18 protein-coding genes are annotated in these 19,384 nt (G+C 64.9%); 8 read left to right on the forward strand and 10 right to left on the reverse strand.

What is annotated here, in order from left to right:
* Positions 1-48: 48 nt before the first annotated feature.
* The 4 genes from BLR94_RS10770 to BLR94_RS10785 form a co-directional block, all read right to left on the reverse strand.
* The gene (locus BLR94_RS10770) at positions 49-2,112 is read right to left on the reverse strand and encodes a putative bifunctional diguanylate cyclase/phosphodiesterase (protein ID WP_084304759.1); all 2,064 of its coding nucleotides are present in this window, start codon (positions 2,110-2,112) and stop codon (positions 49-51) included.
* Positions 2,113-2,405: 293 nt separating this feature from the next.
* Positions 2,406-2,987 (reverse strand): superoxide dismutase, encoded by a 582-nt coding sequence (locus BLR94_RS10775; protein WP_084304760.1) that lies wholly within the window; start codon positions 2,985-2,987, stop codon positions 2,406-2,408.
* A gap of 188 nt (positions 2,988-3,175) precedes the next feature.
* Entirely contained in the window at positions 3,176-4,015 is an 840-nt protein-coding gene (locus BLR94_RS10780; protein WP_084304761.1) for an EamA family transporter, read from the reverse strand.
* Positions 4,016-4,075: 60 nt separating this feature from the next.
* Positions 4,076-4,678, reverse strand: coding sequence for a LysE/ArgO family amino acid transporter (locus BLR94_RS10785; RefSeq protein WP_084304762.1), 603 nt, complete (start codon positions 4,676-4,678; stop codon positions 4,076-4,078).
* A gap of 152 nt (positions 4,679-4,830) precedes the next feature.
* Here BLR94_RS10785 and BLR94_RS10790 point away from each other — a divergent pair, with 152 nt between their 5' ends.
* The 4 genes from BLR94_RS10790 (at position 4,831) to BLR94_RS10805 (ending at position 8,826) form a co-directional block, all read left to right on the forward strand.
* On the forward strand, positions 4,831-5,724 hold the full coding sequence (locus tag BLR94_RS10790; RefSeq protein WP_084304763.1) for a LysR family transcriptional regulator ArgP: 894 nt from the start codon (positions 4,831-4,833) through the stop codon (positions 5,722-5,724).
* Between the two features lie 138 nt (positions 5,725-5,862).
* Entirely contained in the window at positions 5,863-6,849 is a 987-nt protein-coding gene (locus BLR94_RS10795; protein WP_084304764.1) for an NAD-dependent epimerase/dehydratase family protein, read from the forward strand.
* 181 nt (positions 6,850-7,030) lie between these two features.
* Positions 7,031-7,735: a purine nucleoside phosphorylase YfiH/LACC1 family protein gene (locus tag BLR94_RS10800; protein WP_084304765.1), complete on the forward strand. Its 705-nt coding sequence runs from the start codon at positions 7,031-7,033 to the stop codon at positions 7,733-7,735.
* 221 nt (positions 7,736-7,956) lie between these two features.
* Positions 7,957-8,826: an ATPase gene (locus tag BLR94_RS10805; protein ID WP_084304766.1), complete on the forward strand. Its 870-nt coding sequence runs from the start codon at positions 7,957-7,959 to the stop codon at positions 8,824-8,826.
* A gap of 63 nt (positions 8,827-8,889) precedes the next feature.
* Here the strand turns inward: BLR94_RS10805 and BLR94_RS10810 are convergent, their stop codons facing one another.
* A complete protein-coding gene (locus BLR94_RS10810) occupies positions 8,890-9,939 on the reverse strand; it encodes an alkene reductase (RefSeq protein WP_084304767.1) in 1,050 nt (349 codons plus the stop codon).
* Between the two features lie 129 nt (positions 9,940-10,068).
* Positions 10,069-10,380 carry an ArsR/SmtB family transcription factor gene (locus tag BLR94_RS10815; RefSeq protein ID WP_084304768.1) on the reverse strand — a complete coding sequence of 104 codons (312 nt, stop codon included), beginning with the start codon at positions 10,378-10,380 and terminating at the stop codon, positions 10,069-10,071.
* Positions 10,381-10,536: 156 nt separating this feature from the next.
* Between BLR94_RS10815 and BLR94_RS10820 the strand changes: the two genes are divergently transcribed.
* The gene (locus tag BLR94_RS10820) at positions 10,537-11,118 is read left to right on the forward strand and encodes an acyl carrier protein phosphodiesterase (RefSeq protein WP_084304975.1); all 582 of its coding nucleotides are present in this window, start codon (positions 10,537-10,539) and stop codon (positions 11,116-11,118) included.
* On the opposite strand, the gene BLR94_RS10825 is transcribed toward BLR94_RS10820, so the two are convergent.
* Positions 11,115-12,050 (reverse strand): GntR family transcriptional regulator, encoded by a 936-nt coding sequence (locus tag BLR94_RS10825; RefSeq protein WP_084304769.1) that lies wholly within the window; start codon positions 12,048-12,050, stop codon positions 11,115-11,117. The genes BLR94_RS10820 and BLR94_RS10825 overlap by 4 nt on opposite strands.
* A gap of 403 nt (positions 12,051-12,453) precedes the next feature.
* Between BLR94_RS10825 and BLR94_RS10830 the strand changes: the two genes are divergently transcribed.
* Positions 12,454-13,488 carry an AbrB family transcriptional regulator gene (locus BLR94_RS10830; RefSeq protein WP_084304770.1) on the forward strand — a complete coding sequence of 345 codons (1,035 nt, stop codon included), beginning with the start codon at positions 12,454-12,456 and terminating at the stop codon, positions 13,486-13,488.
* Here the strand turns inward: BLR94_RS10830 and BLR94_RS10835 are convergent, their stop codons facing one another.
* Positions 13,489-16,197, reverse strand: a complete 2,709-nt coding sequence (locus tag BLR94_RS10835; RefSeq protein WP_084304771.1) for a cation-transporting P-type ATPase — start codon at positions 16,195-16,197, stop codon at positions 13,489-13,491.
* Between the two features lie 133 nt (positions 16,198-16,330).
* Between BLR94_RS10835 and BLR94_RS10840 the strand changes: the two genes are divergently transcribed.
* Positions 16,331-17,179 (forward strand): universal stress protein, encoded by an 849-nt coding sequence (locus tag BLR94_RS10840; RefSeq protein ID WP_084304772.1) that lies wholly within the window; start codon positions 16,331-16,333, stop codon positions 17,177-17,179.
* Position 17,180: 1 nt separating this feature from the next.
* On the opposite strand, the gene BLR94_RS10845 is transcribed toward BLR94_RS10840, so the two are convergent.
* Positions 17,181-17,948: a lysophospholipid acyltransferase family protein gene (locus BLR94_RS10845; protein WP_084304773.1), complete on the reverse strand. Its 768-nt coding sequence runs from the start codon at positions 17,946-17,948 to the stop codon at positions 17,181-17,183.
* Positions 17,949-17,961: 13 nt separating this feature from the next.
* Positions 17,962-18,720: an L-ornithine N(alpha)-acyltransferase gene (gene olsB, locus BLR94_RS10850; RefSeq protein ID WP_084304774.1), complete on the reverse strand. Its 759-nt coding sequence runs from the start codon at positions 18,718-18,720 to the stop codon at positions 17,962-17,964.
* A gap of 238 nt (positions 18,721-18,958) precedes the next feature.
* Here olsB and BLR94_RS10855 point away from each other — a divergent pair, with 238 nt between their 5' ends.
* Positions 18,959-19,252 (forward strand): hypothetical protein, encoded by a 294-nt coding sequence (locus BLR94_RS10855; RefSeq protein WP_084304775.1) that lies wholly within the window; start codon positions 18,959-18,961, stop codon positions 19,250-19,252.
* The last annotated feature ends 132 nt before the right edge of the window (positions 19,253-19,384 follow it).

Consider the following 19,384-nt stretch of genomic DNA (forward strand, 5'->3'; position numbering starts at 1 on the left):
CCGAACCCGGATAATCGCGCTCAGGCTCGATTCAGAGCGGCCCCGGCATCAGAGCGTTGCCGGATCGACGCGGTGCTGCGCGCGGCTGGACTGCTTGAGATACTGGGTCAGTTCGCGGGCCGGCAGCGGCCTGCTGTAGTAGTAGCCCTGACCTTCATGGCAACCCTGAGCGATGATATAGGCCTCCTGCTCGGCGGTTTCCACCCCCTCGGCGATGACCTGCATGCCCAGGCTCTTGCCGAGCTGGATGATGGCGCGAACGATGGTGGCGTCGTCCTCGTCCTCGAGCAGATCCTGCACGAAGCTCTTGTCGATCTTGATCTTGTCCAGCGGCAGGCTTTTCAGGTAACTGAGCGACGAATAGCCGGTACCGAAATCATCGATGGCGATCAGCGCTCCGGAGCGGCGCAGACTGAGCAGGTGCTGGGCGGCGGTGCTGATGTCTTCCATCAGGCCGGTTTCGGTGACCTCCAGTTCAAGGCTGCGCGCCGGCAGGCGGTACACCTGCATCAGGTTGTTGACCACCCGCGGCAGTTCGGCGTGGTGCAACTGCACGGTGGACAGGTTGACCGCCATGCGCAGGTCGCCGTGGCCCTGATCGTGCCACTCGCGCAGCTGACGGCAGGTCTGGTCCAGCACCCATTCGCCAATCGCGATGATGATGCCATTGCGCTCGGCCAGCGGAATGAACAGATCCGGTGCAACCAGGCCGTGTTGCGGGTGCTGCCAGCGCAGCAGGGCCTCGACGCCGACCACACGCTGGTCGCGGTAGTTGATCTGTGGCTGATAGACCAGGTGCAACTGATCCAGCGCCAGGGCATCGCGCAGATCCTTTTCCAGTTCGCGGCGGCGGCGCATCTCGCTGTCGACGCTGGCGATGTAGAACTGATAACGGTTGCGCGAGCGGCTCTTGGCCAGGGTCATGGTCTGCTCGGCTTTCTGCAGCAGCTTTTCGGGGCTGTCGCCGTCCTCGGGGAACAGGGTGATGCCGATGGTCGCGCGCAGCTGTATGACGTGCTCGTCGAGGGCGAACGGCGCCTCTAGGTCGTCCAGTACGTTCTGCGCCAGCTCCGCGGCCTCGTAGGGCTGTTCGATATCGGCCTGCACCAGGGCGAACTGGTCGCCGCCCAGGCGAGCCAGGGCGCCCAGGCGGCCGCTGTGGCTGCGCAGACGATCGGAGAGTGCCAGCAGCAACTGGTCGCCGATCTGGTAGCTGAACTGTTCGTTGATGCCCTTGAAATCGTCCAGCCCGACGCACAGCACGGCCACCCGGCGCTGCAGGCGGCCGGCGTCTTCGATAATCTGCTCGAGCTGCTGTTGCAACTGCTGGCGATTCGGCAGACCGGTGAGAAAGTCGTACTGCGACATGCGCTGCAGGCTGTTTTCGGCTTCGCGGCGCAGCTGGGTGTTGCGTTCGATCGAGGCGAGCAGTTGGTTGGCGGTATTGATCCACAGGCCCAGTTCGTTCTTCTCGTGGCCGGCGATCATCGGCAACTTGTTCTCGCTGGGCCGATCCGGGTTGATGTTGCTCAGGTGTTCGATGATCTGCGCCAGCGGCTTGGTCAGCAGCCAGTAATAGACCAGGTACAGCACCAGGCCCATGGCCAGGGCGCGTAGCACCCCGGAAATGAAGATGATCACCGAGTTGGTGAGGAAGCTTTCGCCGTACAACGCGGTATCGAGGGTGATGTTCAGATCACCGTAGTACTCGTTGTAGGGCTCGCGGCCCACCAGGCGGATGGTGAAGTTCTGCTCTTCACCGAGGATGGGATCGGTCAGCCAGCGCATGGAGGGCTCGGCCAGCGGCCGGCTTTTTTCGGCCAGCATCTGTTCGCCGGGGTGACCGATGGAGGCATGGCGCACCGACTCATGCTGGAACAGGCCTTCGACGACCTGCATGCCCATTTCCCGGTCGAGGCTGTAGACCGCCTGGGTCGAAGGATCGCGGAACATGCCGAGGATGCGCTGGGCATCGCTGGTGATCGAGTGGCGGGTCTTGTAGATATCGAACACGATCTGACCCAGGCTCAACACCACGCCAACGGCAAGCGCGGACAACAGCACGACGCGAAGCAGTTTCACGGACAGACTGTGCTTGAGTTCCAGCTTCAAATAGCAGTTCCTTGTGAGATACCGGACGCCGGACAGGGATTGAGTATTGGCAAAGTCACGGTGGCAGTCAAAGACCTCCGCTGCACGGCGTCGATCCAATGATGACGGTTTGCCCTAGCGCCTGCATTGTTTCGGAGACGTCCATCAACTCTTGAGGACCGTCTGTCGATCCTGACACATCTCCCGCCTGCCGTGGACAGGCGTCGTGCACATGAAAAAATGCCCCCATGATTCGCATCAGGAGGGCATCGGCATCTGGCTGGTACGCTTGCAGGCAAGCGTGGTGCTTGGCATCAGGCCGCGAAGTTCTTCGCCACGAAGTCCCAGTTGACCAGGCTCCAGAACGCCTCGACATACTTCGGACGAACGTTGCGGTAGTCAATGTAATAGGCGTGTTCCCACACATCGCAGGTCAGCAGCGGCGTATCGCCTGCGGTCAGTGGGCAACCGGCGCCGATGGTGCTGGCCAGCGCCAGGGAACCGTCAGCCTTCTTCACCAGCCAGCCCCAGCCAGCCCCGAAGGTGCCGATGGTGACCTTGCTGAACTCTTCCTTGAACGTCTCGAAGGAACCGAAGGATTTTTCGATGGCTGCGGCCAGCTCACCAGTCGGTTGACCGCCGCCGTTGGGGCTCAGGCAGTTCCAGTAGAAGGTGTGGTTCCATACCTGGGCCGCGTTGTTGAAGATGCCGCCGGAGGACGTCTTGACGATTTCTTCCAGGCTCTTGCCTTCGAACTCGGTACCGGGCACGAGGTTGTTCAGGTTCACCACGTAGGTGTTGTGGTGCTTGTCGTGGTGGAACTCCAGCGTTTCCTTGGAAATGTGCGGCTGCAGGGCATCGTGTGCATAAGGCAGCGGCGGCAATTCGAAAGCCATGGTGGTTCTCCTAATCAGGTCTGTTGCGATGAGCGCAGGGCCGATCACGGGCGGCCAAACATGCGTCGGCGGATTTGTATCCTTTGCGACGCAGGGCAGGGATCATAGCACCGGGCCTGGCGTATAACCACGCGGCGAGCGTGCCCGGAAACCGCGCTAGAGCCGCTGTCGCCGATCGGGCCGGCGCTTCAGGCGAGCTTCAGGGTCGCCACCCCGGCGACGATGATCAGGCAGGCCAGCAGACGAATCGGCGGCAGGCTCTCCTTGAGCCACAGGCAGCCGATCAGCAGGGCGAATACCACGCTGGTTTCGCGCAAGGCCGATACCAGCGCCACCGGCGCCTGGGTCATCGCCCAGATGACGATGCTGTAGGCGAGCATCGACATGCTCCCGCCCAGCAGCCCCGCCCGCCAGTGCGGGCCCAGTTCGCGAACGATACCTGGGCCGCGTTGGCCAAGGATCACCAGGGCCATCACCGCGCCGTTCACGGTGAACAGCCACAGCGAGTAGGCCAGCGGGTCGCCATTGACACGGGCGCCGGCGGCGTCGGAGAGCGTATAGCCGGCGATGAACAGGGCAGTCATCAGCGCGCTGAACAGCAGGCCGCCGTTGGCTTCGCCGCTGCCACCCCGGATTGCCATCAACCAGATACCGGCGACCAGCACCGCCAGGCCGAGCAGTTGCCCGGCTGGCAGGGTTTCGCCCAGCAAAAGCACCGACAAACCGGCCACCAGCAGGGGAGAACTGCCCCTGGAAATGGGATAGACCTGACCGAGATCGCCGTATCGATAGGCACGGCTGAGGAACACGTTGTAGCCGATGTGCAGGAGTGCCGAGAGGACGATCCACGGCCAGGCCGCGGCGTTCGGCAGGGCTACCCACGGCAGGGCCAGCACGGCGACGGCAGCGGCGCCGATCTGCATCAGCGAAGCGGTGAGAAAACGATCCAGGCCGATTTTCAGCAGCGCGTTCCAGCCCGCGTGCAGGGTTGCCGAGGCGATTACCATGAGAAAGACGCTGGTTTCCACAGAGCCTCCGGCAACGTGCGACAGGACGGGCAGCATAGCACCGTCGTCCATCTCGACGGCCTACAAGGGCTTGGCGATCAGTTGCCAGGTTATCGCCAGCATCATCACGGCCACCAGCAGATCGATGATTCGCCAGGTCAGCGGCCGAGCCAGCCATGGCGCCAGCCAGGCAGCGCCGAGCGCCAGGCACATGAACCACAGCAGCGACGCGCTGGCGGCGCCGGCCGCGTAGGCCTCGGGCACGCTCTGCTGGGCGCCGAGGGAGCCGATCAACAGCACGGTATCGAGGTAGACGTGGGGGTTGAGCAGGGTCACGGCCAGGGTCGCGAGCAACACCGCACGCAGCGGACGGGGGGCGCCTCTTTCTAACAGCAGGGCGTTCGGCCGACAGGCGCGCCGCAATGCCTGGGTGCCGTACCAGAGCAGAAAGGCCGCACCACCCCAGCGCGCGATACCCAGCAGCCATTCGCTTTGCAGCAGCAGGGTCGCCAGACCGAACACACCGGCGCTGATCAGCAAGGCATCGCAGGCGATGCACAACAGCGCCACCGGCAGGTGGTGCTCGCGGCGCAGGCTCTGGGCGAGGACGAAGGCATTCTGTGCGCCGAGCGCGACGATCAGGCCGGCGGTGATCGCCAGGCCATTGCTGTAGCTCTGCCACATGGTCAGCGCGCCTGTGCCTGAGGGGAGAAAGGGAAGTTGCCGAGACCTGACATGACCGATGCATCCTGAATAGGGGAGGGATGGCTATCAGTCTGTGGCGATTGCTTGTATAAGGAAAAGCAATCCTCCTGATCGCTCATTAGGAAAATCGATTGCTCGATTACAAGTTGCTGGCTGCCCTTGCCGCGGTCGTCGAACAGGCTGGCTTCGAGCGCGCTGCCCAGGTCCTGGGGCTGTCGCAATCGGCGGTGTCCCAGCGCATCAAGCTGCTGGAAGCGCGCATCGGCCAGCCTGTGCTGTTGCGCGCCATGCCGCCGACGCCCACCGAAGTCGGTCGGCGCCTGCTCAACCATGTGCAGCAGGTGCGCCTGCTCGAGCGTGATCTGCAGCAGCAGGTGCCGGCCCTGGAGGCCGATGGTGAGACCCAGCGGCTGCGCATCGCCGTCAACGCCGACAGCCTGGCGACCTGGTGGGCGAGGGCGGTGGCGGATTTCTGCGCCAGCCACCGGGTGTTGCTGGAGCTGGTGGTCGAGGATCAGGAAGTGGGCCTCAAGCGCATGCGCGCCGGCGATGTGGCGGCTTGCGTGTGTGCGGCGGAGCGTCCGGTCTCCGGCGCTCGCAGCCTGCCGCTCGGGGCCATGCGCTATCGGGCCATGGCCAGCCCGGCCTTCATCGCCCGACATTTTCCCGGCGGCGTGACGGCCGAGCGGCTGGCCCATGTGCCGGCCATCGTATTCGGCCCGGACGACCAGTTGCAGCACCGCTACCTCAGTGAGCTTGGCCTGTCGGGCAGCTTCCTGCATCACCTGTGCCCTTCATCGGAAGGTTTCCTGCGGCTGACCGCCGAGGGCCTGGGCTGGGGCATGGTGCCCGAGCCACAGATGCACGAGGCGCTGGCCAGCGGTGCGCTCGTCGAGCTGCTCGCCGAGAGGCCCATCGACGTGCCGCTTTACTGGCATCACTGGCGCAATGGCGGCGAGCTGCTCGACCGCCTGACCGGGTATTTGCACCGCCATGCGGGTGATTATCTGGTGCCATTGGGGTAAGAACCTGTTCACAGGCTGCTGCGCCCCGCTCTTGCCTGGCTCTGGCTCTGGCTCGCAAGACTTTGAACAGCTTCCAGGCGGCCTGCCGCGACCCTGCGCCAGGCTTTATAGTGCGCCGACGAGCGAGCGGAGGACGTGATGAAGATTCTGGTCACCGGAGCAAGCGGTTTCATTGGCGGGCGCTTTGCCAGGCATGCCCTGGAGCAGGGGCTGGACGTGCGCGTGACTGGGCGCCGAGAAGAGGCACTGGAGCATCTGCTGCGCCGTGGTGCGCACTTCATGCCCGGCGACCTCAACGACCCGGAGCTGGCCCTGGCGCTGTGCAGCGATGTCGAGGCGGTGGTGCATTGCGCCGGCGCCGTGGGTGTCTGGGGGCGCTACGAGTACTTTCATCGGGGCAACGTGCTGCTCACCGAGAACGTCATCGAAGCCTGCCTCAAGCGTCGGGTTCGACGGCTCGTCCACCTGTCGTCGCCGTCGATCTATTTCGATGGGCGCGATCATGTCGGTCTGAGCGAAGAGCAGGTGCCGAAGCGTTTTTCCAGCCACTATGCGCGTACCAAGTTTCTCGCCGAACAGCGTGTGTTCGGCGCCCAGGAGTTCGGCCTGGAAGTGATTGCCCTGCGCCCGCGCTTCGTCACCGGGGCGGGCGATGTGAGCATCTTTCCACGGCTGATCGCCATGCAGCGCAAGAAGCGCCTGGCGATCATCGGCAATGGCCTGAACAAGGTCGACTTCACCAGCGTGCACAACCTCAACGAGGCCCTGCTCAGCGCCTTGCTGGCCGCCGGGCCGGCCCTGGGCAAGGCCTACAACATCAGCAATGGCGCGGCGGTACCACTCTGGGACGTGGTCAATTACGTGCTGCGTCAACTACAGATGCCGGCGGTTACCCGCCACGTGCCGGTCGGCCTGGCACGCAGCATGGCGACTTTCAACGAGGGGCTCTGCAGGCTGTTGCCGGGGTGCCCCGAGCCGTCGTTGTCGCGACTGACCGTGGACGTGATGAGCCGCCACTTCTCGCTGGACATCAGCCAGGCGCAGCGGCACCTGGACTACCAGGCCACCGCCGGGTTGTGGCCGGCACTGGACGAGTTCTGCCGCTGGTGGCGGGCGCAGGGCTAGATCAGTTGCTCGGTCGATTGTGCAGGGGCTGCGAGCAATCCGTTGCCGCTCGACAGGTCAATCCGCGACAGTGGCTTGACCTGTGAATCCGTGCGAAAAAACCGCTAAACAGGGTGATTTCATTACCCTTGGCCCTAGGCTAGTGTAGAGGCTCATCGAGCTAATCATCGCGTGGTGAGCCATGTACTCGGCCAAGATACTGAGCCTGTTGCCAAATATTCAGCACGGCTTTTGCGGGCCCATGGATGAAGCGATGCCTGCGGGTACCTTCTACCTGCGGCAGCAGCACTCCAGCCAAGTGGTGGAAATAGCGGGTCAGGAGCCGGCAGGGGATCTGAGCGCTGATGCTGTTTTCACCCGTAGCACCAGGCCTGTCTCGGTCATTACCGCCGACTGCCTGCCCATACTGGTGGGTTGCACCTCAGGGCGTTTCGTCGCGGCCATCCATGCCGGCTGGAAGGGTTTGCTGGGTGGTGTGATCGCCAATGCGCTCGGTGCCTTTTCTCAAGCGGGTATCGAACGGCAAAGCCTGAGAATTGCGATAGGGCCTGGCATCATGGCGTGCTGTTACGAAGTGCCGACCCAGTTGACCCAGGAACTGCAGCGTATTCATGGCCGGCTGTGGTCCGGAAACCAACCGCCCTGGTTTGTTGTTCGGCCTTGCCAGCACGCCAATTCGGCAGTGGCCTCCCATGGCGAGGCCTGGTTGAGTCTTGCCAGGTACTGCACCTTGCTCTTGCTGGCAGAAGGGATCGAAGCCAAGCATATAGAAGCGTCGAATCTGTGCACCTACTGCTCCGGCCTTGGTCTTGCAAGTTACCGGAGGCGGCACCATCGAGCGGAGGCCAAGGCTTTCCAGTATTCCTGGATTCGTTGTCTGTCTTGACCTCTGTGAGGGAAATGTCGGCGCGGTGGATCATGCCGCCCGCCCCGTGACCGGGGGCCCAGGCCGTCACGGAACCGGAGCCGCACACCGCTGGTCTGTGTGCGCAATACAGGCCGCGGTGACACCTCGATTACTGGCACTACGACACCCAAGCGTCACCAGCGAATCGGTATACTGCGCGGCAATTTGCTTCCACCGTGGTTTTCTCAAGGTCTCCCTACATGCGTAACGATGCCCACGACGAACTCGATGATGTGCCCAGCCTGACGCCGGATCGCCGCGATCAGGATGATTTCGACCCTGAACCGCAGTCTTATGCCCGTGCCGCTGCGCCTGGCAAGGCCGCCGCTGCGTCCCGTGCAGCCAGCACCGGCCCGCTGTGGGCGCTGGTCGGCGCGCTGAGCATCGCCCTGGGCGCCGTGGGCTGGTGGAGCTTCCAGCAGATCAACCTGATGGAGCAGCAACTGGTTGCCACACAGGAAAGCTTCGCGCGTATCAGCGAAGAAGCGGCGGGCCGCATTCAGGACATCTCCGGCAAGGTGGTCGCGGCTGAGTCCAACGTCACCACCGGCAGTGAGGCCCTGCGCCTGCAGGTGCGCCAGCTGGAAGGCAAGGTCGCCGAGCTGACCAGGCAACAGCAGGCCGCTGGTGGCCAGCAGAGCGGGCAGGACAAGCGCATCGAGCAATTGATCGCCGACCTCAAGGCCCAGCAGGGTGACACGGGCAAGTACGACGAGAGCCTCAAGACCCTCGGCAGCGAGCAAGGCTCGCTGAAAAGCGAATTGGCTGCCGTGAAAAGCGAGCTGGCCACCCTGAAGAGCGCCCAGGCGGATGCCGGCAAACTGGCTACCCAGGTCAAGAGTCTGGCGGGTGACATCGAGGCACTGAAGAAGGCTGGCAACTCCAACGCCGCTGTCGATCGCCTGGAGCAGGATCTGCTGGTGCTCAAGAGCCAGATGGACAATCGCCCGGCGGCCAGCAGTGGTAGCAGTACCGCCGAGTTCGACGCGTTCCGCGCGCAGACCACGCGCAGCGTCAACACGCTGCAGGCGCAAATCCAGAACTTGCAGCAGCAGATCGACGCACGCTAGCCCGGCGCACCGCAATGAAAAAGCCCGCGTGAGAACGCGGGCTTTTTCATTGCGTGGCGGAAATTACAGGCGCGGGTAGTCGATATAGCCGACCGGGCCCGAGGCGTAGAAGGTCTCGCTGTGTGCCTCGTTCAGCGCTGCGCCCTGGCGCAGGCGCTCCGGCAGATCCGGGTTGGCGATGAAGGGGACGCCGAAGGCCACCGCATCGGCCTTGCCGCTGGCCAGCCAGGCATTGGCCTGATCCTTCGAGAAGCGCTCGTTGGCGATGAATGCGCCGCCAAAGGCTTCTTTCAGGCTCGGCGACAGGCTGTCATCGGCCTCCCGCTCGCGGGCGCAGAGGAAGGCGATGTTGCGCTTGCCGAGTTCGCGGGCCACGTAGGTGAAGGTTTCCGTGCGGTTGGAATCGCCCATGTCATGGCTGTCCGCGCGGGGGGCCAGGTGCACGCCCACGCGGCCCGGTTCCCAGACGCTCAGCACCGCATCGGTGACTTCCAGCAGCAGGCGTGCACGGTTTTCCAGGGAGCCGCCATAGTTATCGGTGCGCTGGTTGGTGCTGTCCTGCAGGAACTGATCGAGCAGGTAACCGTTGGCGGCGTGAATTTCCACGCCGTCGAAGCCGGCAGCCTTGGCGTTTTCCGCGCCCAGCCGGTAGGCGTCGACGATCTCGGCGATCTCCTCGGTTTCCAGGGCGCGTGGGGTCTCGTAGTCCTTCATAGGGCGAATCAGGCTGACGTGGCCGGCTGGCTTGATGGCACTGGGGGCCACCGGCAGTTCGCCATCCAGGTACGACGGGTCGGAAATCCGCCCCACGTGCCACAGTTGCAGGACAATCTTGCCGCCGTTGGCGTGCACGGCCTTGGTCACCGTACTCCAGCCACGCACCTGATCGTCGGACCAGATGCCTGGGGTATTCGGGTAACCCACGCCCATCGGCGTGACCGACGTGGCTTCGCTGATGATCAGCCCGGCCGATGCGCGTTGGACGTAGTACTCGGCCATCAACGCATTGGGCACGCGACCTTCGTCGGCGCGGCAACGGGTGAGGGGCGCCATGATGATGCGGTTGGCGAGTTGCAGGTCGCCGATTTTGATGGGGTCGAACAGAGTGGCCATGGTCAGGATCCTCGGGTCATTCGCTGAGAACGGGGTGATGGACAGGTGTGCGGGTCAAACGGGTCAGCAGGATGGTCACCGGCAGCAGGCCGGCCAGCAGTAAGGCAGGAATGCCATCAGCTGCCGGGTTCACAGTTGCCGGCCGATCAGTTGCAGGAAGGCGTCGATGGTGGCGTCGTTGCGCTTGAAGAAATGCCACTGGCCCACCTTGCGACTGGTCACCAGGCCGGCACGCTGCAAGGTGGCCAGATGTGCCGATACCGTGGATTGCGACAGGCCGGTGCGTTCGTCGAACTTGCCGGCACACACGCCGATGTCGAACGGGTGATCCTGCTGGGCGAAGTACGCCTCGGGCTCCTTGAGCCAGCGCAGGATATCCCGGCGTACCGGGTGGGCCAGGGCCTTGATCACTTCGTCCAGATCGACGCCGTCGCTGCTCATGGGTTCTCCTGATAGCGGCGCAACGCAATATCGCGATGCAGCGAACTCTATATCGTGACTTGGCGATATACAGATCGTTCAGGAAAATAGTGCATATCGACCGGTGTGATGGGCGACATCTCGCCAGTGGCACGCCCAGGCCTTAAGCTGCCGGGCATGAACTACCTCGCACATCTTCACCTGGGCGGAAACGCGCCTGCCGAACTGCTCGGCAGCCTGTATGGCGATTTCGTCAAAGGGCCGTTGGCCGGACAATGGCCGGCCGGCATCGAAACCGCCATCGCGCTGCACCGGCGAATCGACGCCTTCACCGACAGCCATCCATTGCAAGCCCAGGCTCGAGCGCGCTTTCCCGCGCAGCGCCGGCGGGTCGCCGGGATCTTTCTCGATCTGTTCTTCGACCACTGCCTGGCACGGGACTGGCAGCGTTACAGCGAGCAGCCGCTGGATCGCTTCACCACCCGGGTGTACCAGGTGCTGGCCGCCGAGGCGCGCTTGCCCGGCAACCTGCAGCACATGGCGCCGCGCATGGCCGCCCAGGACTGGCTGGGCAGTTATCGGGATTTCGAGGTGCTCGGCCAGGTGCTCGCCGGCATGGCCCGGCGCCTGTCACGGCCCGCCTTGCTGGATGGCGGTCTGGACGACTTGCGCCGTCTTTACGAGCCCTTGAGCGAGGACTTCAGCACCTTCTATCCGCTGCTCATGGCCTTCGCCGGCGAGCAGCGTGCACAGGGCTAGTCTTCGCTCTGCAGGCCGAGCCGTTCGAGCAGTGCCGGGTTGAGCTTGTTGCGCCTGGCCCCCTCGAGGTGTGCCCGCAACCGGTCGGCGGCACCGAGGCGGTCGCCACGCTCGATCAGGTCGAGAATCTGCAGGTGCTCGAGCACCTGCTTGCGCCGCGTCGGCCGTGGCAGGTCGACGCTGTATTCGACCAGTCGGCGCAAGCCATTCAGGCGTTTCAGCGATTGCAGCAGAAAGCGGTTGCCCGAGAAGCCGGCAAGGATCTCGTGGAATTTCGAGTTGGCTTCGAACAGCTCCTGAGTGGTCATGCTCAGGTAGCCGGTGGCGGCGATGTATTCCTGTTGCTGGCGACACAGCGCCAGCACCTTCTGGTCGACCTGAAAAGTCGGTGACAGCAGGCCGGCGGGCTCGATGGTCACCCTGAAGCTGAAGCTTTCCTCATAGGCCTCTATCGAATCGATCACCGGTAGCAGCCGCCAGCCCTGGCCGCTGCGCTGCTCGGCCCAGCCCTCCTGTTGCATGCGCAGCAGCACCGACCGCAGTTCGGTGCGTGATACCCCGAACTCGCGCATCAGGTCGATCTCGCCGAGGTGCTCCGGGAGCTGGCGTGACAGGCGCAGTTCGACGAATTTCAGGTACACCGAATTCTCTTCGGCTGCGGCGATCTCCAGCACCAGGTCATTGAGATCGTCGGCCGCCCGGGCGAGGAAGAAGCCACGGTTACGATCGTGCCTGAGCATGCCGCGCTCGGCGAGGTGGTTGAGCACGAATTTCACCGGTGTGCGTGACGTGTTCAGGGCCCGTGCCAGATGGGATTCCGCCAGGTGATGACCGACGGGCAGGCGCTCGTGACGCACGTAGGCGATGACCTCGCGTGCGACGCGTTTCTGCAAGGCGGTGAGCGCTATCGGGGTGTTGTTTTCCTGAGTCATTAGGGTGGGCGTCGATTCTCGTCCGGGGAGCGCTGTCGAGCTGGCTGGTCGGATGAGCCAGGCGTTGCATTCTGCTCTGTAATCCGCTGGGCGCAAAGAGCCCAGAGGATGTCGTTACCATAAATTAGTATTGTTTTTTGTTTTAATAAAGATCAATATTGCCCTCCCTGGTAGACCGGTGAGACGTTGCTACAACGTGCTTCTCACCGGGTCGTTCCAGTGATCGGAAGAGCTGTGTCACGACGAAAAGCATCGTCTCAGGGCTCCCCCTGCTCTCCAGCGCCCACCGGGCTCGATCATCGACGGCATTGACCTGGCTGGTCGTTGCCCGATGAGACGCTGGGTCTCCGCCCGTGCTGCCGGCTATACCGGTGCTGTCGCCTTATCGACCCAAGAGGACACGATGTTCAAGGGCCATTGCCTGAATTACCTTGGAACGCCGCTGGTTGGCGCGACAGGCGCCCTGATCGCCAGCGCCGTTGGTTGGCCGCTACCCTGGATGATCGGCTCGCTGGTCGCGGTCATTCTGGTGCGCTGCACTACCGCCTGGCAGCTGCAGGCGCTGCCTGGCGGGCGCAAATTCGGGCAGTGGATCATCGGCATCGGTATCGGCCTGCACTTCACCTCTGCGCTGGTCGAGCAGATTGCCGCGCACCTGCTGCCGATCGTCATCGGCGCCTTCATCACGGTGCTGAGCAGCGCCATCGGTGTGTGGTTCATGCGCCGTACCGGTGAAACCACCGCGACCGCCTATTTTTCCAGCATGCCCGGCGGTTCGGCGGAGATGGTCAACCTCGGCGCGCGCAACGGCGCCGATCTGACCCGGGTCGCCGCTGCGCAGAGCCTGCGGGTGGTCGCGGTGGTGTTGCTGGTACCGGCGCTGTTCAAGTTCCTGATCGGGGATGGTGAGGTCTTCGCGCATCCCATTCACACCGACTGGCCCTGGCTGGCATTGATCCTGCCGCTGGCAGGCCTGGCGGGCTGGCTGATGCAGCGCTTCAAACAGCCGAACGCCTGGTTGTTCGGGCCGTTGCTGGTCAGTGCGCTGCTCAGCATCGGCTTCGACCTGCACAGCGGCCTGCCGGCGGGCGCCAGCCAGGCCGGGCAATTGATGATCGGCAGCGCGCTGGGCTGCTTCTTCAATCGTGCCTTCTTCCGCTACGCGCCCTCGTTTCTGGCCCGCACACTGATCACCACCCTGGCGATGATGCTGGTGGCATGCCTCGCGGCACTGCTGATCGGCTGGGCGAGCGGACTGGACTTCCAGTCCCTGACCCTCGGCATGATGCCGGGGGGTATCGCCGAGATGAGCCTGACCGCGGAAACCCTGCAACTGGCAGTGCCGCTGGTCACCGCCATGCAGGTGATCCGGCTGTTCGTGGTGCTGTTCCTCGCCGAACCGATCTTTCGCCGCTGGCAGCGGCGGCAATCCGCCTGATCAGGCGCTGCGTATGCGCCTGATCACGCTTTTTTCCACTTCGGCGATGCAGAACAGCAGGGCGCCGGCCGCCAGCACCCGCAGCCATTCGCCGGCGCTCAGCGCGCTGGAGCCAAACACCTGTTGCAGCGCTGGGGCATAGGTGAACAGCAGTTGCAGCAGCACGCAGGCGGCGATGGCGATCAGTACGGCAGGATTGCCCAGCAGCCCTTCACGGCTGAGCACCGAGTCGAAGACATGGCGGCTGTTGATCAGGTAGAACATTTCGCACATCACCACGGTGTTCACCGCGATGGTGCGCGCGCTTTCCAGGCTGGTGCCGCGTTCCAGCTCCCAGAGGAACAGGCCCAGGGCGCCGGCCATCATCAGCACCGAGACCATCAGCACGCGCCACACGAAGAACCCTGACAGCAGCGGCTCGGCGGGGTCGCGCGGGGCACGCTTCATCAGGCCGCTCTCCGATGGCTCGAAGGCCAGGGCCAGGCCGAGGGTGCTGGAAGTGACCATGTTGATCCACAACACCTGCACCGGGGTCAGCGGCAGCGTCAGATGGAACAGGATCGCGCTGATGATGATCAGCGCCTCGCCGCCGTTGGTGGGCAGCATGAACAGGATGAATTTCTTCAGGTTGTCGTAGATCGCCCGGCCTTCGCGTACCGCACCGGCGATGCTGGCGAAGTTGTCATCGGCCAGTACCACTTCGGCGGCCTCCTTGGCCGCCTCGGTACCCTTGCGGCCCATGGCCACGCCGACGTCGGCGCGCTTGAGGGCGGGGGCGTCGTTGACCCCGTCGCCGGTCATCGCCACCACCTGGCCGCTGGCCTGCATGGCCTGTACCAGGCGCAACTTGTGTTCCGGGCTGGCGCGGGCGAACACCTCGATGGTGGGCAGCACCTGGGCCAGGCGCTGGTCGTCGAGCAGTTCGATCTCGGCACCGGTCATCGCCGGGCGGTCGATGCCGATGCCCAGCTGCGCGCCAATGGCGCGGGCGGTGTCGACGTGGTCGCCGGTGATCATCCGCACCGAGATGCCGGCACATCGGCATTCGGCGACCGCGGCGATGGCTTCTTCGCGAGGGGGATCGATGATGCCGACCAGGGCCAGCAGGGTGAAGCCCTGTTCGACGTCGGCGAGGTCCAGGTTGCGTTGCCCGGACGGCGCCTCGCGCCTGGCGATGGCCAGCAGGCGCAGGCCGCGGGCGGCCAGGTCGGTGGCCTGGCGGCGCCAGTAGTCGGCGTCGAGGGGGTGTTCGCCAGCGTCGCCGCCGCGCTGGCTGCTGCACATTTCCAGGAGGCGCTCCGGCGCGCCCTTGAGGTAGATGACGCCGTGGCCCTGATGGTCATGGTGCAGCGTGGCCATGAAACGGTGTTCGGACTCGAACGGAATGACGTCGCTGCGCGGCAACTGGCCGTGCAGCGCGTCGGCATCCAGGCCAGCCTTGAGCGCGAGGGTCAACAGCGCGCCCTCGGTGGGGTCGCCATGCAGCAGCCAGTGGCCGTCGCTGTCCTGCTGCAGCCGTGCATCGTTGCACAGCAGGGCGGCGCGGCCGATTTCCTGCAGTTCGGCATCGCCGTCGGCGAGTGCCTGACCATCGCGTTGGAAACCTCCCGCGGGCGCGTAGCCGACGCCGCTGACATCGATGATGGAAGCCGCGCTGACCACCCGTTGCACGGTCATTTCGTTGCGCGTCAGGGTGCCGGTCTTGTCCGAGCAGATCACCGTCACCGAACCCAGGGTCTCCACCGCCGGCAGGCGCCGCACGATGGCGTTGCGCCTGGCCATGCGCTGCACGCCGAGGGCGAGGATCACCGTCATGATCGCCGGGAGGCCCTCGGGTATCGCCGACGCGGTCAGCGCCACCACCATCATGAACATGTCCGCCGCCGGCTGGCCACGCCAGAGCGTGCCCAGCGCGAAAGTCGCGGCGCCGAACAGGACGATGGCCAGTGCCAGCCAGCGGCTGAATCGGTCGATCTGCCGCAGCAGCGGCGTGGACAGGCTCTGTACCTGGCGCAACAGGGTGCCGATGCGCCCCAGTTCGGTGTCGACGCCGGTGGCGACCACCAGGCCGACCGCCTGGCCGCTGCTGACCAGGGTGCCGGAATAGGCCATGCCGCGCCGATCGCCGAGGGCGGCATCGGCAGCCACGGCAGCGACGGATTTCTCCACCGGCACCGACTCGCCGGTCAGTGCGGCTTCTTCGACATTGAAGTTCTTCACGCTGAGCAGGCGCAGGTCGGCCGGCACCTTGTCGCCGGAAGCCAGCAGCACCACGTCGCCGGGTACCAGCTGTTCGGCGGCGATTTCCCGGCGCACGCCGCCACGCAACACCATGGCGTGGGCCGAGAGCAGGTTGCGGATGGCATCCAGGGCATTCTCGGCCTTGCCTTCCTGGATGAAGCCGATGATCGCGTTGACCACAACCGCGGCGAGAATCACCGTGGTATCCAGCCAGTGGCCGAGTGCGGCGGTCACCAGTGCGGCAGCCAGCATCATGTACAACAGCACATTGTGGAATTGCGCCAGCAGGCGGCGCAGCGGCCCACGGCGCGGCGGCGGTGGCAGCCGGTTGGCGCCATGACGTTGCAGGCGCTGGCTGGCTTCGTCGGGGCTCAGGCCCGCGTCGCTGCTGCCCAGTTGCTCGAGGGCATGCTGCGGGTCCAGGGCGTGCCAGTTGCTCTGCGCAGGGCTGTGGTGTCGCTGGGGCATATCGACGTCTCCATGGGTTGCCATGCGAAGAACGTTAGCCCGGCTGCCTGCCCGTGGTCTGACATGGGTCAAGATTCGACGCTCACCTGCGGCGTTCAATAGGCATGAATCCAGTGCCCGCGAGGTGGCAAGAGTGAAAAAACTACTGGTGGCGACCGATCTCTCCGAACGCTCCACGCCAGCCATACAGCGCGCTGCACAACTGATGAGCCAGCAGGGCGGCGGTGAGTGGATCTGGTTGCATGTGGTCGATGACGGTGCTCCCGACGAGTTTGTAACGGCACATGTGCAGCGCGCCGAAGCGCTGTTGCAGGAGCAGGCTCGGCAGGTCGCGGAGCAGGCCGGCAGTCATCCCCGGGTGCTGGTGCTGCGCGGGGTGGTGGAGCAGGTCATCGTCGAGACCGCCGAACGTTTGCAGCCGGATCTGATCGTGGTGGGCCTGCATCGGCCCAACCGGCTGCGCGAGTTGTTCAACGGCACCACGGTGGCGCGGCTGATCCGTGCCTGCCATGTCCCGGTGCTGCGTGTGACCCGCCCGGTGTCGGGGCATTACGGCCATGCTGTGCTGGCCCTGGACCTGTCGCCGGCTTCGATGCTGGCCCTGCGGCGTGGGCGGGAGCTGGGCTTGCTCGACCTCGAGCATTGCGATGTCGTGCATGCCGTCGTTCCGATACCGGTAAGCGTGCTGCCCGAAGTGGGCAACGAGCAGCGCCTGTTCCAGTCCCAGGCCCGCCAGGCCCGCGAGCAACTGCAACTGGGCCTGGAGAAGGCCGGGGTGGCGCTGCCTGAGGCACGCCTGCATGTGCCTATCGGCGAAGCGACGCAGGCGCTGGAGCGGGTAAGCGAGGATACCGGTGCCGATCTGCTGGTGATGGGCACCCACGCTCGCCAGGGCATTCAGCGCCTGCTGCTCGGCAGCGTGGCCAGTCGCATGCTGGCGGACTATCCCGGCGACATGCTGGTGGTGCCGCCACACGGCTGAATCAGGCCGCCTGGCGCACTGCGGCTTCGCCATACAGCGCCTGATTGACCGCGGCCTGGGCGCGTCGGGCGAGTTCGTTGCGGGTGCCCGAGCGGCTGTCGATCGGCGCCAACAGCTGGATACGCACCTCGGCGATATCGCTGGACAGCAGGCGCAGCAGGTGCGAGAGCAAGTCGTCGTCGCCGATGAAGGGCGCGACGCTGCAAGGTTGCCCACGGCGCAGGTAACGGATGGCCACAGGCTGCAGGTCCACCGCACGGTCGATGGCGCTGCTCAGCAGGCGCCCATGGAAGGTACGCAGCACCGTACCATCGCCGGTTGTGCCTTCGGGGAAGATCAGCAGGTGCCGACCGCTGCCCAGGTGCCGGCCCAGTTGCTGATTGAGCAGGCCGCCGTCGCCCGCGCCACGGCGGATGAACAGCGTGCCGGCCTGGTGCGCCAGCCAGCCGGCGACCGGCCAGGTGCGCACCTCGGCCTTGGACAGAAACGACAGCGGCGCGAGCATGCCGATCAGCGGGATGTCGGTCCAGGAAACGTGATTGCTCAACCACAGCATGGGTGCTTGCGGGAGTTGCCCGCCTACGCTGACGCGAAAGGGCAGGGCATTGCCGAGGCGCGCCAGAAACCAGCGGGTCAGGCGCTGACGCAGGCCCGCCAGGTCACGGCGGGTCAGCCGCTCGAGGGGAACCAGGGACGCGGCGAGCAGGGTGCCGGCGGCGATCACCGCCAGCAGGCGAGCCAGACGTCCGTACAAACGCAGATTACTCATAGGCGATTTCCGATCAGACCGCTGCCTTGAAATGCCGCGCGTAACGCGGGCACAGCTCATCGCGCTTGAGCAGGATGAACACGTCGGCGACCTGGAAGTCCTTGTCCCAGCACGGTTCGCCACAGACCTTGGCGCCCAGGCGCATGTATGCCTTGAGCAAGGGTGGCATTTCAGCGATGACATTGCCCGAAAGGGCCAGGGCGGGGAGGGGCGTCTTCGGTTCTGCCCGCAGGTTCTCGGTGCACAGGTGGCGTTCGCGCAGGCGCTGCATGATCGCCTGGGCCTGGATGCCGCCGTCCTGCATGGGAATACTGGCGCAGCCCATCAGGTAGCGATAACCGCCTTCGTTGAGCACCTCGGCCAGCTCGGCCCAGAGCACGGCGATGGTGCCGCCATTGCGGTAGGCGCTGTCCACGCAGGTACGACCGATTTCCAGCAGCGGGCCTTGCAGGTGAGGCAGCCCATGCAGGGCGAACTCCTCTTCACTGTAGAAGCGCCCGAGGCCGGCGGCTGCCTGGTGATCGAGCAGCCGCGTGGTGGCCACCAGCTCGCCGCTGTTCAGGTCACGCACGCCTATATGCTGGCAATGCGGGTCGTAGTCGTCCTGATCCAGGCCCTGCTCGGCACCTTTGAGCTTGGCGTCGAACTCGGCACTGAACACACGAAAGCGCAGGGCCTGGGCCTCGCGCAGGGCGCGCGCGCCGGTCAGGCGTTCGGCCTGCAGGCGACGGGAAGGGGTGCTGCGCGCGGATGCCATGGCGTTCTGGGTCATGCCTTACCTCCGTTGCGGCCGGGGCAGCATCGCTGCACACTCGAACCAGATTGGCCTGCTGACCTGAGCAAACTCAGGAAACAAATTCAGGCTAGGCAGGGCGGGTGTCACCACTGTGAAGCTTCGGTGATGCTTATGTGACAGGCGCCGTGGCGGCGAGCACGGCGAACGATCAGGTGCAGGCTGGCCGTCACCTTGTTTACCCTGTGCGCCCGACAGCCTGAAGCGTGGATCGCGAATGTTCTTCATCAGAAACCTGGGCCTGCCCTTCCTCCTCATCGCCGGTGGCCTGGTGGCGATGATGGGGCTGCTGGCGCTGTCTCAGCAGGGCGATGGGTTGCCATCCGGGGCGCAGGCCGCGCGGGCGATCTTTCCCTGGATGATCCCGTTGCCGGTGTGCGGGGCTTTGTGGGCTGCGCAGCGGCTGCTGCAGATCTGGCACTGGCGCCGCGGCACCCTGAACGGCGACTGCCAGCGTTGCACGGGCGTGATGGTGGGCGAACGCTGCCGGATGTGCGGCCAGAGACGCTGATGCACAACCGTCCTGGTTACCCCGGATGGCGCTTTGCAAGGCGCGCGCGGGCGGCTATCGTGGCGCATCCCCAGCCCTCGGCCGAGATGCCATGCGCCCGTCGTCCCACCTTCTGCCTTCTGAGAGCGATTG

It is taken from the genome of Phytopseudomonas flavescens (assembly GCF_900100535.1).
Lineage (GTDB): Bacteria > Pseudomonadota > Gammaproteobacteria > Pseudomonadales > Pseudomonadaceae > Aquipseudomonas > Aquipseudomonas flavescens.